We start from the raw sequence: 16,635 nt of genomic DNA, 5'->3' as shown, positions 1-16,635 counted from the left end.
GAAACCAGCATGGGCAAGCACGTCGTCATCGGCGCCGGTTCCATCGGTACCAACGTCGCCCGTCTGCTCACCGAGCGCGGCCAGAGCGTCCGGATCGTCACCCGCAGCGGCTCCGGCCCCGAGCACCGGCTGATCGACCGGGTCGCCGCGGACGCGTCCGACCCCTCCCGCCTGACCGAGCTGTCCCGCGGCGCGGAAGTGATCTACCACTGCGCCAATCCACCCTCGTACACGATGTGGGAGCGCCTGTTGCCGCCCCTGCAGACGGCGGCCATCACCGCCGCCAAGGCGAACGACGCCGTCCTCGCACTGACCGGCAGCCTTTACGCCTACGGTCCGCAGCCCGGTGGCCGGATGAACGAACACACCCCCATGGCCGCCGTCGGTCACAAGGGCCGCCTGCGCAGACGCATGTGGGAACAGGCCCTCGCCGGGGGGATCCGCACCGTCGAGGTCCGCGGCTCCGACTACATCGGCAAGCACGCCAACGGCATCTACTCCCTGCTCATCAAGTCGGCCCTGCAGAAGGGAAAAGCGGCCTGGATCACCGGCCACCTGGACATGCCGCACACCTTCACCTTCAACGGCGACATGGCACAGGCCCTCATCACGCTGGCCTCAGAAGAACGCGCGTGGGGCCGACCCTGGCACGTGCCGTCGCCGCCGGCCGTCACCATTCGCGAGCTGGCGCGGCGCTACGCCGTCGCGGCGGGCCGACCACCGGTCAAGCTAATCCAGATACCGCGCTCCGTGACGCGTACGGCCGGGCTGATCGTGCCGATCGCCCGCGAGATGGCCGAGATGGACTACCAGTGGTACGCGCCGTTCCACATGGACGCGACGGAGACCGCCGACACCTTCCGCCTGACCGCCACCGACCTCGACACCGCCGTCCGCAACGAGGTCAGCTGAACTCCCACCGCCACACCTGCAGGCCGACGGCATGCCCGCCGACACCGTGAACGTTCGCGGTCACGGCATTAGGAACTCGGCACGGCAGGCACTTGAACCGCAGCGGCGTCGGGACAGAACATGTACGCCACAAGAAGGCGTCGGAACATCGAACACGAAGTGGATCACCGGAGATGAACAGCACTGGATCGCAGACCGACCTGGTGCCCGGGGCGTTCGTCGTGGATTCCAGGGTCCCGGGTGCCGTACCGCGAGGATTCGATGCCTTCCGTCGTAGATGGCAGACGCAGATCGGCGATGTCTTCCCCCTGCCGGCCTTCAGCCCGGCCACGATCGCCGACTTCCGGCTCAAGGGACGCGTCGCCAGGGTGCGCGATGTGGTGATCGCTGATCTCCACATGGCGTCGGCCACCCGGGTCGCGGACCCCGCGGGCGGCGATCGGGACCTGGTGGTGATCCACGTATTACGGCGCGGCGCATGGACGTTGGGCGGCCTGCCCGACCGCGACGAGCACACCGTACCGACCGGGCAGTTCCTCCTCCGGCACTTCGGGCGGCGGATGCCCTTCGAGACGGCGCCGCACACCACGGCGCAGTTCCTTTTCGTGCCCTCCGCGACGCTCAGATCCCTACTCGGGAACCGGACTGTCATCGGGCCGGCGGACTCGGCCGAGATGCGCCTGCTGACGGCCCACACGAACATGATCCAGAAGACGGCCACCGACCTCGGCCCGGCCGGTGTGCACGCCGCCCACAGCACCCTGATCGAACTGGCCAAAGCCGTGGCGGTGCGCCGCTTCGACGACGTGGAACCACAGTTGGCTCCCGCGCTCGTCCGGGCCGCGAAGGACCTCGCCAACAGCCATCTCGCCGATCGCGAGCTGTCCCCGGCGATGCTGGCGCGCGAGCTCAACGTCTCCGTACGCACCCTGCAACGGGCGTTCGCCACGGCGGGCGAGTCGGTGACCGCCTACATCCGCCACCGGCGGCTGGAAGAAGCCCGGCTCGCCCTCACATCGCCATCCGGCCGGTGGAGCGTCTCGGAACTGGCCGCCCACTGGCACTTCGTCGACAGCAGCCACTTCATCCGCTCCTTCAAGAAACACTACGGTCAAACGCCCACCGAATATGCCCGCTCGACCGGATCGGCCGCACGCTGAACGGTGAAGGGTGTCAATATTCCGATCAGGCTGCTGAGCTGGGCGTTTCCTGTGGATGATGTGGCGGTCGGGGTGGCGTGGTGTGGTACTCGTTGAGCAGTCCGCCGAGTACCTGCTTGCGCCTGACCATGGCGGCGGGCAGGGGGATGATGTTCGGGTCGTCGTCTGGAGCACGTAGGTCGAGGCTGCGGTGAGCTCGTCCGTCGTTGTAGTGCTCGGTGTACCTGGTGAGGACCGTACGCAGGTGTCGTTCGCCGGTGATGAGAAGGCGGTCGGTGCATTCGGCCCGGGCTGTGCGTATCCATCGTTCGGCGAACGCGTTGGACCGGGGGCTTTGCAGCGGAGTCGGGATGACGGCTGTGCCGTTGCCGGCGAAGACGGCGTCGAATGCGGCGGTGAACTTGCTGTCCCGGTCTCGGATGAGGAACCGGAAGCGTCCTGCCCTGTCGCCGAGGTCCATGAGCAGGTTGCGGGCGAGCTGGGTGACCCATGCGCCGGTCGGGTGGGCGGTGACGCCCAGGACGTGAACGCGCCGGGTCTTGATCTCCATGACGAAGAAGACATAGAGACGTCTGAGGAAGACGGTCTCCACGTGCATGAAGTCGCAAGCGAGCAGCGTGTGGGCCTGGGCGCGGAGGAAGGAGCGCCAGGTCTGCTGGCTTGCTCGCTGTGGTGCGGGCGGTAGACCGGAGCGGCGCAGACGCGCCGGATAGTGGCGGCGGCGACCCGATGACCGAGCCGAAGCAGTTCACCTTGGATCCTGACGTATCCCCAGGTCGGGTTCTCTCTCGCCAGGCGCTGGATGAGTGCGACCGTCTCTTCCGGCAATGGTGGACGACCGATCCGACCGCCGTCTGGCGCCACTTCCAGCGCACCAGACGACGGTGCCAGGCCAGCAGCGTGCCGGGGGTGACCAGCCGATGGCGACGTAAGACGGGTGGCAGGTGCCGCGCGAGACCGGAGAGCACGGCGCGATCAGCCCATGAGAGCCGCGGCCGCTCTACCCGCCGGCGAAGCACAGCGACCTCATGACGAAGGGTAAGGATCTCGGCGTTGTTCGCGGCGGTCGATCGGCCCAGCAAAAGGAAGCAGCCCAGCAGTCGGCAGAAGATCAAGTAGAGCAGTCTCAGACCCACGATCACTGATCATGCCCATACTTGAGCGATCGAAAAGCCCCAGGTCAGCCACCGTGCGGCAATAAAGACACCCTTCACCAGAAGCGGCATGGAGAGAAACCCTCCGAGTCAAGGTGTCGGTGAGCGGCGTGCTCGACCTCGACGCCGGAAACGGGAGCGCGAAAAGAGGGCCCTCACGGGTGTTGACCTGCGAAGACCCTCTGCACCGTCGGGACGACAGGATTTGAACCTGCGACCCCTTGACCCCCAGCCACGCGGCAACTCTCCGCGACGAGCCGTACCACTCTGTAGCAGAGTACTCGGGGTCGTACACCGCCGTACGGAGCAAGAGGACACCGCTCCCTGCGCCCCTCCCGAGCAGGCCCATCCTGCTGCCACTCCTATATTCTGGCTCCTGTCGATTCCGGGTGCCCGAAAGCGCTAGGGAGGATGAGCCGTGAGGCCGGCCACCACCGCAAAGCTCCGCGCCAACGCCACGACCATTCGCCAGCTCGGACGTCGCCATGGCCTGCACTCCTTCGCCTTGAGCACCGAGCCCGGGGAACTTGTCGCCACCCTGGACGCCGACCGCTCCTACTTCGACATCACCAGCTTCGAATCAGACCTGTCCAGCATCCTCGGCGCCCTCGTGGAAGTCGTCCCACGCGGCCCCGGAGTGGAAGTCGAAGAAACCGAACCTCTGAACGACCTGCGCGGGGCGGCGTGACCAACACACGCACGGACCGGGAGAACCGGGAGCTGCTACGCCTGACCGATGCAACGGCAGCACTCGACCAAGCGCGCTCAATCCTCCGCGACGGAACACCCAAGCCGGGGAATGAGCGCCTCCTCGCCCTGGCCTACTGCATGCTCACCTTCGGCGAAATGCTCAAACAGGCATCTCACGGCACCGTGACACAGGCATACAGCGGCCCCATCGCACTGCGCGACAAACTCGCTCACGTCCCACACCGCAAGCTCAACGCCGAAGTACTCGCCACCTCCGTCGAACGAGCCACGAGCGAGATCCTTCCCCTGATACAAGCCCGCATCCAGGACCTGACCAACACCACCTCCTGAGTGAACGTTAAGTTCGTTTCTGGTAGCGGCCTCGTCCAGGCTGGGTGAGGAAACCTTGGCGGGTGAGTCGCCCGAGGCGGCTGCGGGTGATGTTGACGGTCGCTTCGTCGGTGGGCATGCCGAGGAGTTCGTGCAGCGCACGGGCCCTGAATGCCCGGCCGGAGTGCTGGTTGAAGGCGTTCACGATGGCCTGGAGGGCGGTGCCCGCCTCGGGCGGGTCCGGTTCGGTTCCTGCCGGTACGGCCTCCGAGATGACCTTTTGGGCGGTGGCCAGCTCCGCGAGTCGGGCCCCGGTTTCGACCAAGGCGGTAGTGAGGTGTTCGATCTGGCTGCGCAGTTCCCCTGTGGGGGCCGGAAACTGCGTCACCCGAGGTGACCTGCGGGTTCGGATCTACCCGAGCGCGGGAGGCCGGCGGGTGCTGTGCGGCATCCTGCTGGGTCGTGGCGATACGTCTGATCTCTCAACCAACGTGCCACTCTTCGGATGGCTTGTGCTGCTTGCCCGGTCGAGTGCGGCGAAGGACGTCGAGATCTTGACGCTCCGGCACAGCTCGCTGTCGCGCAACGCATCCAGCCACGGCCTCGGTCTTCCTGGAGCGATCGGGCTGTCATGGCAGCGCTGCCCACATACTCATCCTTGGCGAAGCTCACACCCGCCACGTCCTGGCCGAATACCAGAGGCATTACAACGCGCACCGCCCCCACCGGGCCCGATGCCAACTACCCCCCAGGCACACGAACAGCCGCTTGACCAGGAGCAATGATTATTCGAGCCCCACAGGCGACGAGTTCCGGTTCGGCGTCGAGCAGGTCCAGCAGCGTCTCGCGCTCGTCGGCTTTCGCTCCGGTCAGAGCGAAGGCGACGGGCGGTCCTTGGAGCGTGCACACCAGGTGCAGGCGCAGGCCCCAAAAGAAGCGGCTGTGGCTGGCGCAGTAGCCGTACTCGGTCCATCCGGCCGGCTCGGAGCGTTTGACGGTCTCGCGGGAGCGGCCGCATTCCACGGGCGTGGAGTCCACGATCCATACGTCGTCGCTCCACACGGATGTGTCGGTGGCCAGCAGCCAGGTGATTCGGCGGAGCAGCTCGGTGGCCTTGCGCAGGCGCTTGTTGTAGCCGTGTACGTGCCAGAAGCCTCATCCGTGCTGGTCACGACGAGCGAGCGCTGCGGTGGGTCCGCCGGTCAACCGTGACCGTAGAGGCCCCCGTTGCCGACCTAGCCTACAGAGATTCTGGCGCTGCGCCACCAACTCGCCGTGCTGCAGCGGCAGACCGACAGACCAAAGTTCACCTGGCCAGACCGCGCCCTGCTGGCCGCTCTCCCGCATCGTCTCCCCCGGCACGTCTTCGCCAACTACCGCTGATCGTCACGCCTGACACGGTGCTGCGATGGCACCGTGAGCTACTGCGCCACCGTCACGCGAAGGCATCCCGCCCCAAACGGCCCGGACGGCCCGGACGGCCCGGACCGTACGTTCCATCCGCGCCCTGGTGTTGCGGCTCGCGCAGGAAAGTTGCAGCTGGGGCTACCGGCGCATTCACGGCGAGCTCGCCTCCCTCGGCATCAAGGTCGCCGCCGGCACCGTGTGGAACATCCTCAAGGAGCACGGCGCAGACCCAGCACCCGAACGGGACCACACCACGTGGGCGACGTTCCTTCGCTCCCAGGCCCAGGCCCAGGCCATCCTCGCTAGGTCACCCAGCTCGCCCGGAACATGGCCATGGACCTCCAAAACACAGGCATCAGAGCAAAGTTCCTGATCCGGGACCGAGACATGCGCTATCCGGCACCCTTCGACACCGTCCTGCAAGCCGAGGGCATCATGGTCATTCAGACCGGTGTCCAGATGCCGCGCATGAACGCGATCATGGAGCGTTGGGTCCGGTCCTGCCGAACTGAGCTCCTCGACCGCACCCTCATCTGGAACCAGACCCACCTCCTCCGCACGCTGCGTGAGTACGAGGCGTTCCACAACGAGCACAGGCCCCACCGCACTCTCGCAAGCGCCGCACCGCTCCACCCACTGCCCGAACCTGTCACCACCCCCGACCAGCTCGCCGATCTCCATGTCCATCGGCATGATCGCCTCGGCGGCATCCTGCACGAGTACCGACATACTGCGTGACCAGTACGAACGCATTTCTTGGCACCTACGACCTCGAACGGACCGACGGAGGCGATCAATGGTCGCCTCGAGCACCTCCGCGGCTCAGCGGGAGTAATTGTCAAGACCTGTGGACGGGAGCCGCACCGACCCAGTGGTGATAGGCGTCTACGTCGACGTTGCTGCCGCACACGATGGTGACCACATGCCGGCCGGCGAAGCGGTCGCGGTCTTCGAGGATGGCCGCGATGCCGAGCGCGGCCGACGGTTCGACGACGAGGCCGGCGTGGTCGAGGAGCATCCGCATACCGGCGATGATCGACGCCTCCTTGACCAGGACGGCGTCGTCAGCGACCAGGAGGAGGTCGTCCAGGACGGCCGGGATGGGACGCCGGCCGGCGACGCCGTCAGCGATCGTGTTGGTCGAGTCGGTGGTGACGACGCGCCGCCCGCGCCACGAGTGTGTCATCGCCGGTGCGCCCAGCGGCTGGACGCAGATCACCTCGACCTCGGGCGCCATGGCCTTCACCACATGCCCCACACCGGTGGCCAGCGCCCCGCCGCCGAGAGCGATCAGGACGGCGTCGAACGACGGCACGGTGTCGGCCAGTTCCAGGCCGATGGTTGCCGCGCCCTCGCAGGTCTCGATGTCCAGGCTGTCTTCGAGCAGCCGGATGCCGTCGCAGCGCGCGATGGCCGCCGCCCGCTCGCGCGCCATCTCGTGGTCGCCGTCCACCAGCTCCAACCTGGCGCCCAACGCGCGGATGCGGTCAAGCTTGGCCACAGTCGCAAAGCGGGACGCCACGACAGTCACCTCAAGCCCCCGACCGCGACCGGACCACGCGAGGGCCTGGCCAAGATTGCCCGCGCTGGCGCACACCACGTCTCGCGAGCCATTCTCGGCGAGTAGGCTCGCGACTACCTCGGTGCCGCGGGCCTTGAAGCTGCGGACCGGGTTCGCTGTTTCGAGCTTGATGCTCACCGTGCACCCGAGGCCGGGCTCCAGCGCCTCGCAGCGGTACAGCGGAGTGTCGAGGAAAACCGGGTCAATCACCCGGCGGGCCGCCCGGATCCGAGCAGTGTCGAGGCGCGTCTTCTGCACGACGCAGCAGCGTAGCGCGAGCAACAGTTCAAATCCTGTGGATCAAGGGGGCAGTTCAGGCTGCCTGAGCTTCGGGGCGCTCGACGAGGTGTCCGCGTTCGAATCGGGCTCCGGCGCGGACGAGAGCGACGAGGTGGGGTGCGTTCACGGCCCGCCACCGCTGTTGGGCGGACTCCACGAGCTTGAAGACCATGGCGAGCGCAGCGGCCGCACTGCCGGCACCCCGGGTGACCTTCGTGCGGAGCCGGACCGTGGCGAAGGTGGACTCGATGGGATTCGTGGTGCGCAGGTGGATCCAGTGCTCGGCGGGAAAGTCGTAGAACGCGAGCAGCTCGTCCGTGTCGTCGGTGATCTTCTTGACGGCCTTGGGGAACTTCGCCCCGTACGTCTTGGTGAACTCGGCAACGGCCTGGAGGGCGTGGTCGCGGTCTTCGGCGTTGTAGATCTCCTGCAGGGCCTTCTTCGCGCTGGGCTGGGCAGACTTCGGCAGAGCGTTCGCGACGTTGGCGATCTTGTGAACCCAGCACCTCTGATGCCGTGCCTCGGGGAACACCTCGGCCAGGGCCTTCCAGAAGCCGAGCGCCCCATCGCCGACCGCGAGGACGGGAGCACGCATCCCACGCCGAGCACAGTCGCGCAGCAGATCCGCCCAGGAGTCGGCTGATTCATGGTAGCCGTCACTCATAGCGATCAGCTCCTTGGTGCCATCCGCACGCACGCCCATCAGCACGAGCACGCACGACTTCGCCTCGCGCAGGCGTATACGCAGGTGGATGCCGTCGGCCCAGACATAGACATAGTCGCTGCCGGACAGGTCGCGCTCGCTGAACGCGGCGTGGTCAGCCTGCCACTGCGTGGTGAGCCGGGTGACGGTGGCCGGGGACAGGCCAGCCGCCGAGCCGAGGAACTGCTCGAGTGCGGGCACGAAGTCGCCGGAGGACAGGCCGTGCAGATAGAGCAGGGGCAGCGCCTCGCTGATCTTCGGGGACTTGCGGCACCACGGTGGCAGGATCGCCGAGGAGAACCGCTTGCGCTCGCCGGTCGCCTCGTCGATGCGCTTGTCGTTCACCCGCGGGGCCTTCACCTCGACCACCCCGGCCGCGGTCGTCACTTCCCTCGGCTGGTGGTAGCCGTCGCGGACCACCAAGCGGCGTCCGCACTCGTCCCGTTCGTCGGCCAACTCGGCTATATAGGCGTTGACTTCAGCTTCCAGGGCTGCGGCCAGCATCCGCCTTGCACCCTCGCGGACGATGTCGTCGATCAGGGAGCCGGTCTCGGTCGATCCATCGGCATTCACTACGCTCAGCACGGGCGTGCCTTCCCGACCGACGGTGCAACGTCGGCCTACTCGATGACCAGAAGTCGATCACTCGGGAAGGTACGCCCTTCGCGTCCGCCCGAGGTCGATCCACAGGTCATGAGCATTGCTCGCTCAGCGTTGGGCTTCCGGAACCTGACGCACTACATCGCGAGAAGCATTCTCGAAGCCGGAGGATTCAGACCCCACCTACACCCTCAAATGCGATGAGCCCGTTTTGTAAGTGACGGTTTCGCGCTCTTGCGCCGTTAGTGGCTGTTGGTGATCTTGTTGGCTTATTAGGACGGTCTTCAATTCCCGAAAGGGGAACATAGTCATGTCCACGTGCCCCATAAACCTGGAAGCCGACAAAACCACCAACGCTGACAGTCGTCTGATGGTCGCCCTGTATGCCCTCGCGGCCGCCCGGGAAAGCGTCTCCCGCAACGAACTCTTGCAACTTGCGGACGCTTCGCCCGATGAGGCCGGACAGGCGATCGACAGGCTGCTCCAGCTCAAGGTGCTCACCGGCAAGCCCGGAGACCCCGTTCGCCTCGTACCCGTGGCGCCAGCCACCGCCTTCACCCAACTTCTTTTGCCGGCGATCCGGGAACTGCGCGAACGGCAGACGACGATCAACGAAGTGAGCGCGCAACTGGTGGATCTGCTTCCCGTCTACGAGAAAAGCGTCATGAAAGACGTAAGGGAACACTCATTGCACCGTCTCGACAATGTGGATGCCGTCCGCCTGACCGTGTCCGAACTCTCGGCCCGCGCTACCAGGGAGATCCTCGTCTCTCAACCTGGCGGCCCTCGCCCCGAACCCGTTCTCAAGGAGGCAACGGACCGTGCCGTAGGCGTGCTTGAGCGTGGTGTACGCACGCGTACGCTCTATCCGTACGCGGCGCAGTTTCATCAGCCCACTGTCGACCACGTCTCGCTGCTTGTCGAGCACGGCGCCGAAGTCCGCGTTGTTACACAAGTGTTCATGCAGCTCATCGTCTTCGACCGCGAAGTCGCCCTCGTCGAGCTGGTTGGAAACCCCAAAGGTGCCTTGCTCATACGTGACCTGAGCGTCATCCACTTCCTGATCGGCGCCTTCGAGCGGGCTTGGGACAAAGCCCTGCCATTCCCGCTCGCCTATGAGCGGGAACAGATGCTGTTCAGCTCGGAGGAGATGAAGACGGCGATCGTGGAACTGCTCGTCGAGGGCTACGACGACAAGGTTGTCGCCAAGCGTCTCGGTATCTCCCTACGCACCTTCCAGCGCCACCTGGCCGCAGTTCTGCGCCGTATCGGGGCCCACAACCGGCTCCACGCCGGCTACCTGCTACGCGATCTCGGCATCCTCCACGAGAAGCGCGCCCAACAGTAAATTCGGCGATTCGCACGGTAGTTGCCTGTTAGCGTCGACCAGATCGCAATGCGTCGAAGTTCGAGACCGTGGCCCGCGTCTTCGGCGAGCGACTCGATGGCACCGGCTCGCCACGTGGACACGGCCGAATGGCGGCTACCTCCTCGCTCTCGGCGTCCTCGACGGCAGCGCCCGCGCCGTGGTGCGCCTGACCACCGAAGCCGGCATCGCCGTCGCGCCGGCCAGGGCCACTCCCCCTATGGCAGCGATCCGAACGACACCGTGATCCGCATCGGCCCCACTTACCGCTGAACCAGCGATCACATTCGACAACGAGCGCAACAAGGCCGGGCCACGCCCGACCTTGTTGTATTTACGTTGAGGGCGGTGGACCGATTGGTACCGAATTACTGCTTTTGCCCTATGGCGGGCTTACGCCAGTCGCACGCACGATCACCTGCGACCGCGACAGGTGTCTCATTGTTCAAGCAGGATCGTGGTGCACCGGACGGTATGCCTGGTGACCAACTTCGCCCATAAGTGCGACCTGAGGATGGTCGTGCATAAAACCGCAATAGCAATCGTCGGCATGGCATGTGCGGCAGTAGCTGTGACCTGAGTTGCCGCCACTGCTCCCGACGTGGTGAACCCTCAAGCAGCGCACGCTTCCGGAACCGCGGAGGATGATCTCGGCCGGGAGTGGAGGGTTCGGATTGATGCTCGCCCACACCGCTCGGTTTCGAACAGGGAAAGGGACTCGAATTGAGTGTCGGCAAGTTCACGCCCTACAATGAAAAAACTATTCAACGCGCCCCGCAATGGGCGCGGGTGCCTGGGGAACTCCGCGAGGCCGTCACTGTGGTCTCCCAGGTTCTTCCGTTCCGCACCAATCAGTACGTGCTCGACGAACTCATCAACTGGGACAACATCCCGGACGACCCCATCTTCCGGCTGAACTTCCCCCACCGGGCCATGCTGGACGACACCGACTACGCCACCCTGCGGGATGTCATCGCCGCTGGCGACAAGGGGCAGATCGCGCTTCACGCGGGGAAGCTCCGCCAGCAGATGAACCCCCACCCGGCCGGCCAGCAAACCCACAACGTACCTGAGTTGGACGGCAAGGAAATGTCAGGGATGCAGCACAAATACTCCCAGACAGTACTGTTATTCCCTCAACACGGGCAGACCTGCCATGCCTACTGCACGTTCTGCTTCCGCTGGCCGCAGTTCGTCGGCGACGGCGAACTCGCCTTCGCCGCCAAGGATGCCCAGGGCCTGACCGCCTACCTCGCTCGCCACCGGGAGGTCACCGACGTCCTGATCACCGGCGGCGACCCGCTGATCATGCGGACAAACACTCTCGCCCGCTATATCGAACCACTCCTGACACCGGAGTTCGAACACATCCAGAACATCCGGATCGGCACCAAATCGGTCGCCTATTGGCCCCAAAGGTTCGTCACCGACCGGGATGCCGACGAACTCATCCGGCTGTTCGAGCGGGTCGTCACCGCTGGTAAGCACCTGGCGATCATGGGCCACTACAACCACCCCGCCGAGCTGCGCCCTGACATCGCACAGACCGCCCTGAAACGGATCATCGCCACAGGTGCGAACATGCGCCTCCAGTCGCCGATGCTGAGGCACATCAACGACAACGCCGAGGCGTGGCGGGAGCTGTGGACGACCGGGGTGCGGCTGGGCGCCATCCCGTACTACATGTTCGTCGAACGCGATACCGGCGCCCGCTCCTACTTCGAGATTCCCCTGGTGAGGGCGTACGAGGTCTTCCGCGACGCATACCAGAGGGTCTCCGGCCTCGCCCGCACCGTGCGCGGCCCGTCGATGAGCGCGTTTCCGGGCAAGGTTCTCATCGACGGCACCCCCACCATCCGCGGCGAGAAGGTGTTCGCCCTTCAGCTCCTTCAGGGACGTCACGCGGACTGGGCGCGTCGGCCGTTCTACGCCGCGTACGATCCGGACGCGACCTGGTTCGACCAGCTCGTCCCGGCGTTCGGGGCGGAGAAGTTCTTCTTCGAGGACGAACTGCCGCTCCCGGCCCCCGAGGCTCGCGAACTGACGGTGGTGGGCGCATGAACCGGCCGCCAACCCACGAACTTCTCGCGCTCAGGTTCGGGACTCAGACGGGGCGACTCGCTCGGGAGAACTTCCTGTTCGCCGACGACCCCTGCGCCACGGACACTCCGGCCGGCTTCGACTTCTACATCTGGGTCATCCGAGGTCAGGATCAGGTGATCGTCGTCGATACCGGGTTTACCGCGCACACGGGTGCGCGGCGTGGCCGCGAGCAACTTCACCACCCCGTCGAGGCCCTGGCCGGTCTCGGCATCGATCCCACCGACGTGTCGCATCTGCTGATCACGCACATGCACTGGGACCATGCCGGTCACCTCGCCGCCTTCCCCACGGCTCGCGTTCATCTCCAGGAGCCGGAACTCGCGTTCTGCACCAGCCGCGCCATGCGCCAAGCCGCACCCCGCCGCCCCTTCGAGGCAGAAGATGTGAACGCGGCGATTCGGCTGCTGTTCGACGAGCGCCTCACCCTGCACCAGGGCCCGGCTACGATTGTGCCCGGCGTCGAGGTGCACCCGGCCCCTGGACATACCCCCGGCCTTCAAGTAGTACGCGTTCACACGAAGCGCGGCTGGGTCGTGTTGGCGAGCGATTCGTCGCACCTGTGGGCAAACATCCGTCGCCGGGCCCCGTTCCCGATTCTCGACCACCTCGCCTCCATGGTCGAGGCGTACGAGACCGTCGAAGATCTGGCGGACGGCGTCGACCACATCATCCCCGGTCATGATCCTCAGGTCGCCACCCGCTTCCCCCAGGTAGAGGACGACACCCGCTGGGTGCGGTTGCACGAGGAACCCATAGCCCCGTACACCGACCCGGCGGCGCTGGAACTGCGCGAGCGGGTGATCCCTTGAGGGCTGTTCAGGTCACGATCGTCGGGCTGGGGCCGCGCGGCCTCGGCATCCTCCAGCACATCGCCCAGCGAGCCCACCAGCTCCCCGAGGGCGTTGAGCTGAACGTCCACCTTGTCGACCCCGGCGACACCGGGCAAGGAGCACACTCCAACCGGCAGCCCGACCATCTGCTCACCAACACGCTCGCCAGCCAGCTCACCATGTTCCCCGGCGGTGGCGGCCCGTCGTTCACCGATTGGGCCCAGCAGGTTGGCTACCGCCGCTTCGCAGGTGGCTACTACCGCACGGGCGAGGCAGGCGGGGAGCCGATCGGGCCACACGACTACCTGCCGCGCAGCTTGCTCGGTGAGTATCTCTCCTTCGCGTCCGACCACACCCTCAGCTCGCTGCCCACGAGCGTGCGAGTGGTGCACCACCGGGCTCGCGCCATCGACATGGAGGAGCTCTCCCCGTCCGGCAGGTACGTGGTGCGGACCGAGAACGGCTACGAGATTCCCTCCGATTTCCTGTTCCTCGCCACCGGGCACTCCCGACGCACCCCCACCGACGAGGACATCCGGTTCGAGAATTTCGTCAGCGAACACCAAGGCCGCAATGACCGCCTCGCCTACCTGGCGGACTGCTACCCGGTCGACAAGCTTGGGCGCATCGCTCCCGGGGCCACGGTGGCCGTGCAGGGTTTCGGGCTGACCGCCCACGACGTCATCGCTCACCTCACCGTCGGCAGGGGCGGACGTTTCGAGGGCGACGGCCACGACATGCGCTACATACCGTGCGGGCGTGAGCCGAGCATCCTGTTGTTCTCCCGTCAGTGCCTGCCCGCCGCCGCACGCGGCATCAACCAGAAGGGCCTCGCCGGCGCCTACCAGCCGCACTTCTTCACCCTCGAGGCCATACGCAGATTGCGTGAGCACGCGAGGCGGAAGCGCGGCAGCGCGCAGATCGACTTCGAGGCGGAAGCCGTGCCGCTCCTACGTCGGGAAATGGGCTACGTTTACCGCTCCACGCTGGAGCAAGGTCATATCCGGCCCACCCAGTACGAATTCACAGCGGCCGATCAGGCCGCCGTCGACGCCATCGTCGACCCGCTGGCCGGCAAGAGCTTCAGGGATCTGGACGCCTTCCGCGCCTTCTTCACGGCGTTCGTCACCGAGGACCTGGAGCACGCCGAGGAAGGCAACCGGACGAGCCCTGTCAAAGCTGCCACCGACGCCATCCGGGACATCCGCGCCAGCCTGCGCGAGGCCGTCGAGTTCTCCGGCCTGACACCGGATTCGCATCGGGTGTTCAACACCCGATGGGTGCCGCTCATGAACAGGATCTCGTTCGGGCCACCCCGCCGCCGTAACTACGAACTTCTCGCCCTGATGAACGCTGGTGTGGTCGATCTGGCCGGAGGACCGGGCTGCCGTATCATCCCCGACCCTGAGACGGCCCGGTTCACCGTTGAAACCCATTTCACCGACGGCCCTACCGTCCGATACGCCGACGCCTTAGTGGCGGCGCGCCTGGACTTGTTCCACCCCGAGACGGACAGTTCCCCGCTGACCGCCCGCCTGCTGGCACGCGGTTTGATCCGTCCCTATCGCAACGGCTCCTACGAGCCGGGCGGTGTGGACATTACGCCCAGCGGCCGCGTCATCGCCAAGGCCGGGACGCCGCTCACAGGTGTATGGGCTGTCGGATACCCCGTCGAAGGGCCGCGGTACTACACGTACTACCTGCCCAGGGACGGGCAGAAGTCGCGATTCACGGACGAGGCGAACGCCGCCGTGTGCGACATGTGGCAGCAACTCACGATCCTCGAGGAGGATGATTCCCGTGCCGATCGGCAGCGGCAGTCAGTTTCCATACCCTGACTTCAAAAAGCGCTACGACACCCTGCTGCCCGAGCCGGTGATGTGGCGGTGGGCGGACACCGCCGGCCGGCTCAGCGACACAGAGCACCCCGAACGCGGCACGCTCGCCCTGTCTCTGCCGAACGGCAGCGCCGAAATCATCCGTGATGTCGCCGTCGCCTACCAGGTCATCCCCGCCGGGAAGAACACCACCCCGCACGCGCATACCTGGTATCACCTGTTCGTCGTGCAAGCCGGCACCGGCACGGTCACCTTCCACGACACCAGCGAGACAACCGATCTGAGCCTCGGGGACCTTCTGCTCGTCCCGGCCTGGTCGCTGCACCACTTCGACAACCCCACGAGCCAGAACCTCGTCCTGCTGAACCTGATGAACATCCCGCTGCTGGCCGAGCTGGGGAACCTGGCCTCCAGGCAGTCGGAGCCCGGCGCGTGACCGCGCAAGAGGTCGGCGAGGTGGCGCCCGCCGAGCGAGCTGCCCACTCAGCGGGCTCGTACAAGTGGGTCGTGCTCGCCGTCGCCGTTACCGCGCTGACTTCCGGCTCGATCGTCTACTCCGGCGTCAGTGTCCTGCTGCCGTTCTGGAAGAACACCTACCACCTGTCCGCGGCCACCGCCGCTCTCGCAGCCACGGCGATCCAGGCCGGGCCGATCGCCTCGATGCTGATCATCGGGCGGGCCATCGACCGCTACGGAGAGCGCTGGGTCGTCTCTCTTACAATGATCGCCATGGGCGTCACGGCGTTCATCGCCGCGGCCGCGGGTCGCCATTACCCTGTGCTGCTGCTGTGCATCCTGGTGATGGGCGCCTTCTACGGATCTATTCTGCCTGGCGGGCAGCGAGCCATCACCCGATGGTTCGAACCCGGCCTACGAGGTATGGCCACCGGTATACGCCAAGCCGGTCTGCCCATCGGCGCCTCCATCGCCGGGGCGATCCTGCCCGCCGTCGCCCTGCACCGCAGCTGGACCGCAGCCATGATCGTCCAGGGAGCGGCCGGCATCCTCGGCGGCGTGGTCTTCGCCACCTTCTACCGCCAGACGGGTGACGCCACGACGAGTGCGCGAAAGACGCCGGTGAACCTGCGCCGCTTGATCCTCGGCCTCGTGCGCGACAGGGCTGTCCGCTCGCTTCTCATCGCCGGACTCGCCTTGGCCGCGTTCCAGTACGTGTTCTCCGTGCAGATCTTGATCTTCCTCAACGATCACCTACGCATCCCGATTGTCACGGCCGGCTTCATGTACTCGGTGGCCCAGGCTGCCGGGATCGCCGGCCGGATCGGTCTCGCCTGGATCAGTGACCGTTTCTGGCCCGGCATGCGGATGCGCTCGCTGAAGTGGCTTCTCGCCTTCTCCACGATCCCGATCACCGCGCTCAGCACGTTGACCCCCGGCTCGCCTCGCGTGCTTGCTTACACGCTCTGCACGCTGCTGGGCCTGCTCAGCGTCGGCTGGTACCCGCTCTACCTCGTACAGATCACCGATATCGCCCCCCAGCATGCGGTCGCCTCCACCATCAGCTTCGCGATCACCCTGAATCAGGTCATCGCCGCCACCATGCCACCGTTGTTCGGCGCGCTCGTCGGCGCCACCGGCTACACGGTCGGCTGGCTCTTCCTGGTGGTCATTCTGATTCTGACGGCTACCCAACTGCACCGCACTCAGGCCGCCCCGAACCCCATCGCTTCGCAGACCTCCTGAA

At 66.1% G+C, this 16,635-nt stretch carries 14 protein-coding genes and 3 pseudogenes; 12 read left to right on the top strand and 5 right to left on the bottom strand.

Features of this window, described 5'->3' with window-relative positions:
• Positions 1–9 precede the first annotated feature (9 nt).
• Both ACMTAK_RS41605 and ACMTAK_RS41600 read left to right on the top strand, forming a co-directional pair.
• On the top strand, positions 10–912 hold the full coding sequence (locus tag ACMTAK_RS41605) for an NAD-dependent epimerase/dehydratase family protein (protein ID WP_413810921.1): 903 nt from the start codon (positions 10–12) through the stop codon (positions 910–912).
• Between the two features lie 173 nt (positions 913–1,085).
• Positions 1,086–2,072 (top strand): helix-turn-helix domain-containing protein, encoded by a 987-nt coding sequence (locus ACMTAK_RS41600; protein WP_413810920.1) that lies wholly within the window; start codon positions 1,086–1,088, stop codon positions 2,070–2,072.
• A 25-nt stretch (positions 2,073–2,097) separates the two neighbouring features.
• Here the strand turns inward: ACMTAK_RS41600 and ACMTAK_RS41595 are convergent.
• Positions 2,098–3,208, bottom strand: a pseudogene (locus ACMTAK_RS41595) (integrase core domain-containing protein).
• Between the two features lie 436 nt (positions 3,209–3,644).
• Here ACMTAK_RS41595 and ACMTAK_RS41590 point away from each other — a divergent pair.
• Both ACMTAK_RS41590 and ACMTAK_RS41585 read left to right on the top strand, forming a co-directional pair.
• Positions 3,645–3,914 carry a hypothetical protein gene (locus tag ACMTAK_RS41590; protein ID WP_055558216.1) on the top strand — a complete coding sequence of 90 codons (270 nt, stop codon included), beginning with the start codon at positions 3,645–3,647 and terminating at the stop codon, positions 3,912–3,914.
• Positions 3,911–4,267, top strand: coding sequence for a hypothetical protein (locus ACMTAK_RS41585; RefSeq protein WP_413810919.1), 357 nt, complete (start codon positions 3,911–3,913; stop codon positions 4,265–4,267). The genes ACMTAK_RS41590 and ACMTAK_RS41585 overlap by 4 nt, the downstream gene beginning before the upstream one ends.
• 7 nt (positions 4,268–4,274) lie before the next feature.
• On the opposite strand, the gene ACMTAK_RS41580 is transcribed toward ACMTAK_RS41585, so the two are convergent.
• Complete coding sequence (locus tag ACMTAK_RS41580; protein WP_413810918.1) at positions 4,275–4,634, bottom strand: hypothetical protein; 360 nt, start codon at positions 4,632–4,634, stop codon at positions 4,275–4,277.
• A gap of 413 nt (positions 4,635–5,047) precedes the next feature.
• Positions 5,048–5,383 (bottom strand): annotated as a pseudogene (locus ACMTAK_RS41575) (transposase); the annotation flags it as partial.
• Between the two features lie 111 nt (positions 5,384–5,494).
• Here ACMTAK_RS41575 and ACMTAK_RS41570 point away from each other — a divergent pair.
• Positions 5,495–6,391, top strand: a pseudogene (locus ACMTAK_RS41570) (integrase core domain-containing protein).
• Positions 6,392–6,491: 100 nt separating this feature from the next.
• On the opposite strand, the gene ACMTAK_RS41565 reads toward ACMTAK_RS41570, so the two are convergent.
• Both ACMTAK_RS41565 and ACMTAK_RS41560 read right to left on the bottom strand, forming a co-directional pair.
• Positions 6,492–7,472 carry a threonine ammonia-lyase gene (locus ACMTAK_RS41565; RefSeq protein WP_413810917.1) on the bottom strand — a complete coding sequence of 327 codons (981 nt, stop codon included), beginning with the start codon at positions 7,470–7,472 and terminating at the stop codon, positions 6,492–6,494.
• Between the two features lie 55 nt (positions 7,473–7,527).
• Complete coding sequence (locus ACMTAK_RS41560) at positions 7,528–8,781, bottom strand: IS256 family transposase (RefSeq protein WP_413810916.1); 1,254 nt, start codon at positions 8,779–8,781, stop codon at positions 7,528–7,530.
• A gap of 325 nt (positions 8,782–9,106) precedes the next feature.
• On the opposite strand from ACMTAK_RS41560, the gene ACMTAK_RS41555 reads away from it, so the two are divergent.
• From ACMTAK_RS41555 to ACMTAK_RS41525, 7 genes are all read left to right on the top strand, one after another.
• Positions 9,107–10,144: a LuxR C-terminal-related transcriptional regulator gene (locus ACMTAK_RS41555; RefSeq protein ID WP_413810915.1), complete on the top strand. Its 1,038-nt coding sequence runs from the start codon at positions 9,107–9,109 to the stop codon at positions 10,142–10,144.
• Entirely contained in the window at positions 10,107–10,409 is a 303-nt protein-coding gene (locus tag ACMTAK_RS41550) for a hypothetical protein (protein WP_413813158.1), read from the top strand. The genes ACMTAK_RS41555 and ACMTAK_RS41550 overlap by 38 nt, the downstream gene beginning before the upstream one ends.
• A 476-nt stretch (positions 10,410–10,885) precedes the next feature.
• Positions 10,886–12,223, top strand: coding sequence for a KamA family radical SAM protein (locus tag ACMTAK_RS41545; protein ID WP_413810914.1), 1,338 nt, complete (start codon positions 10,886–10,888; stop codon positions 12,221–12,223).
• A complete protein-coding gene (locus tag ACMTAK_RS41540) occupies positions 12,220–13,074 on the top strand; it encodes an N-acyl homoserine lactonase family protein (protein WP_413810913.1) in 855 nt (284 codons plus the stop codon). The genes ACMTAK_RS41545 and ACMTAK_RS41540 overlap by 4 nt, the downstream gene beginning before the upstream one ends.
• A complete protein-coding gene (locus ACMTAK_RS41535) occupies positions 13,071–14,933 on the top strand; it encodes an FAD/NAD(P)-binding protein (protein ID WP_413810912.1) in 1,863 nt (620 codons plus the stop codon). Before ACMTAK_RS41540 ends, ACMTAK_RS41535 begins: the two co-directional genes overlap by 4 nt.
• A complete protein-coding gene (locus ACMTAK_RS41530) occupies positions 14,896–15,369 on the top strand; it encodes a cupin domain-containing protein (RefSeq protein WP_413810911.1) in 474 nt (157 codons plus the stop codon). Before ACMTAK_RS41535 ends, ACMTAK_RS41530 begins: the two co-directional genes overlap by 38 nt.
• Positions 15,366–16,634, top strand: coding sequence for an MFS transporter (locus tag ACMTAK_RS41525; protein WP_413810910.1), 1,269 nt, complete (start codon positions 15,366–15,368; stop codon positions 16,632–16,634). The genes ACMTAK_RS41530 and ACMTAK_RS41525 overlap by 4 nt, the downstream gene beginning before the upstream one ends.
• Position 16,635: the final 1 nt, after the last annotated feature.

This window comes from Streptomyces lacaronensis, assembly GCF_047337785.1.
GTDB classification, from domain to species: Bacteria; Actinomycetota; Actinomycetes; order Streptomycetales; family Streptomycetaceae; genus Streptomyces; species Streptomyces lycopersici.
Note: the sequence above shows the minus strand (reverse complement) of the source record. Positions and strands in the feature narration are given on the sequence as shown.

What these genes read in the sequence shown, in the direction of transcription:
- ACMTAK_RS41605 (WP_413810921.1), top strand. Translation starts at nt 10, where the DNA reads ATGGGCAAGCACGTCGTCATCGGCGCCGGTTCCATCGGTACCAACGTC.
- ACMTAK_RS41600 (WP_413810920.1), top strand. Translation starts at nt 1,086, where the DNA reads ATGAACAGCACTGGATCGCAGACCGACCTGGTGCCCGGGGCGTTCGTC.
- ACMTAK_RS41555 (WP_413810915.1), top strand. Translation starts at nt 9,107, where the DNA reads ATGTCCACGTGCCCCATAAACCTGGAAGCCGACAAAACCACCAACGCT.
- ACMTAK_RS41540 (WP_413810913.1), top strand. Translation starts at nt 12,220, where the DNA reads ATGAACCGGCCGCCAACCCACGAACTTCTCGCGCTCAGGTTCGGGACT.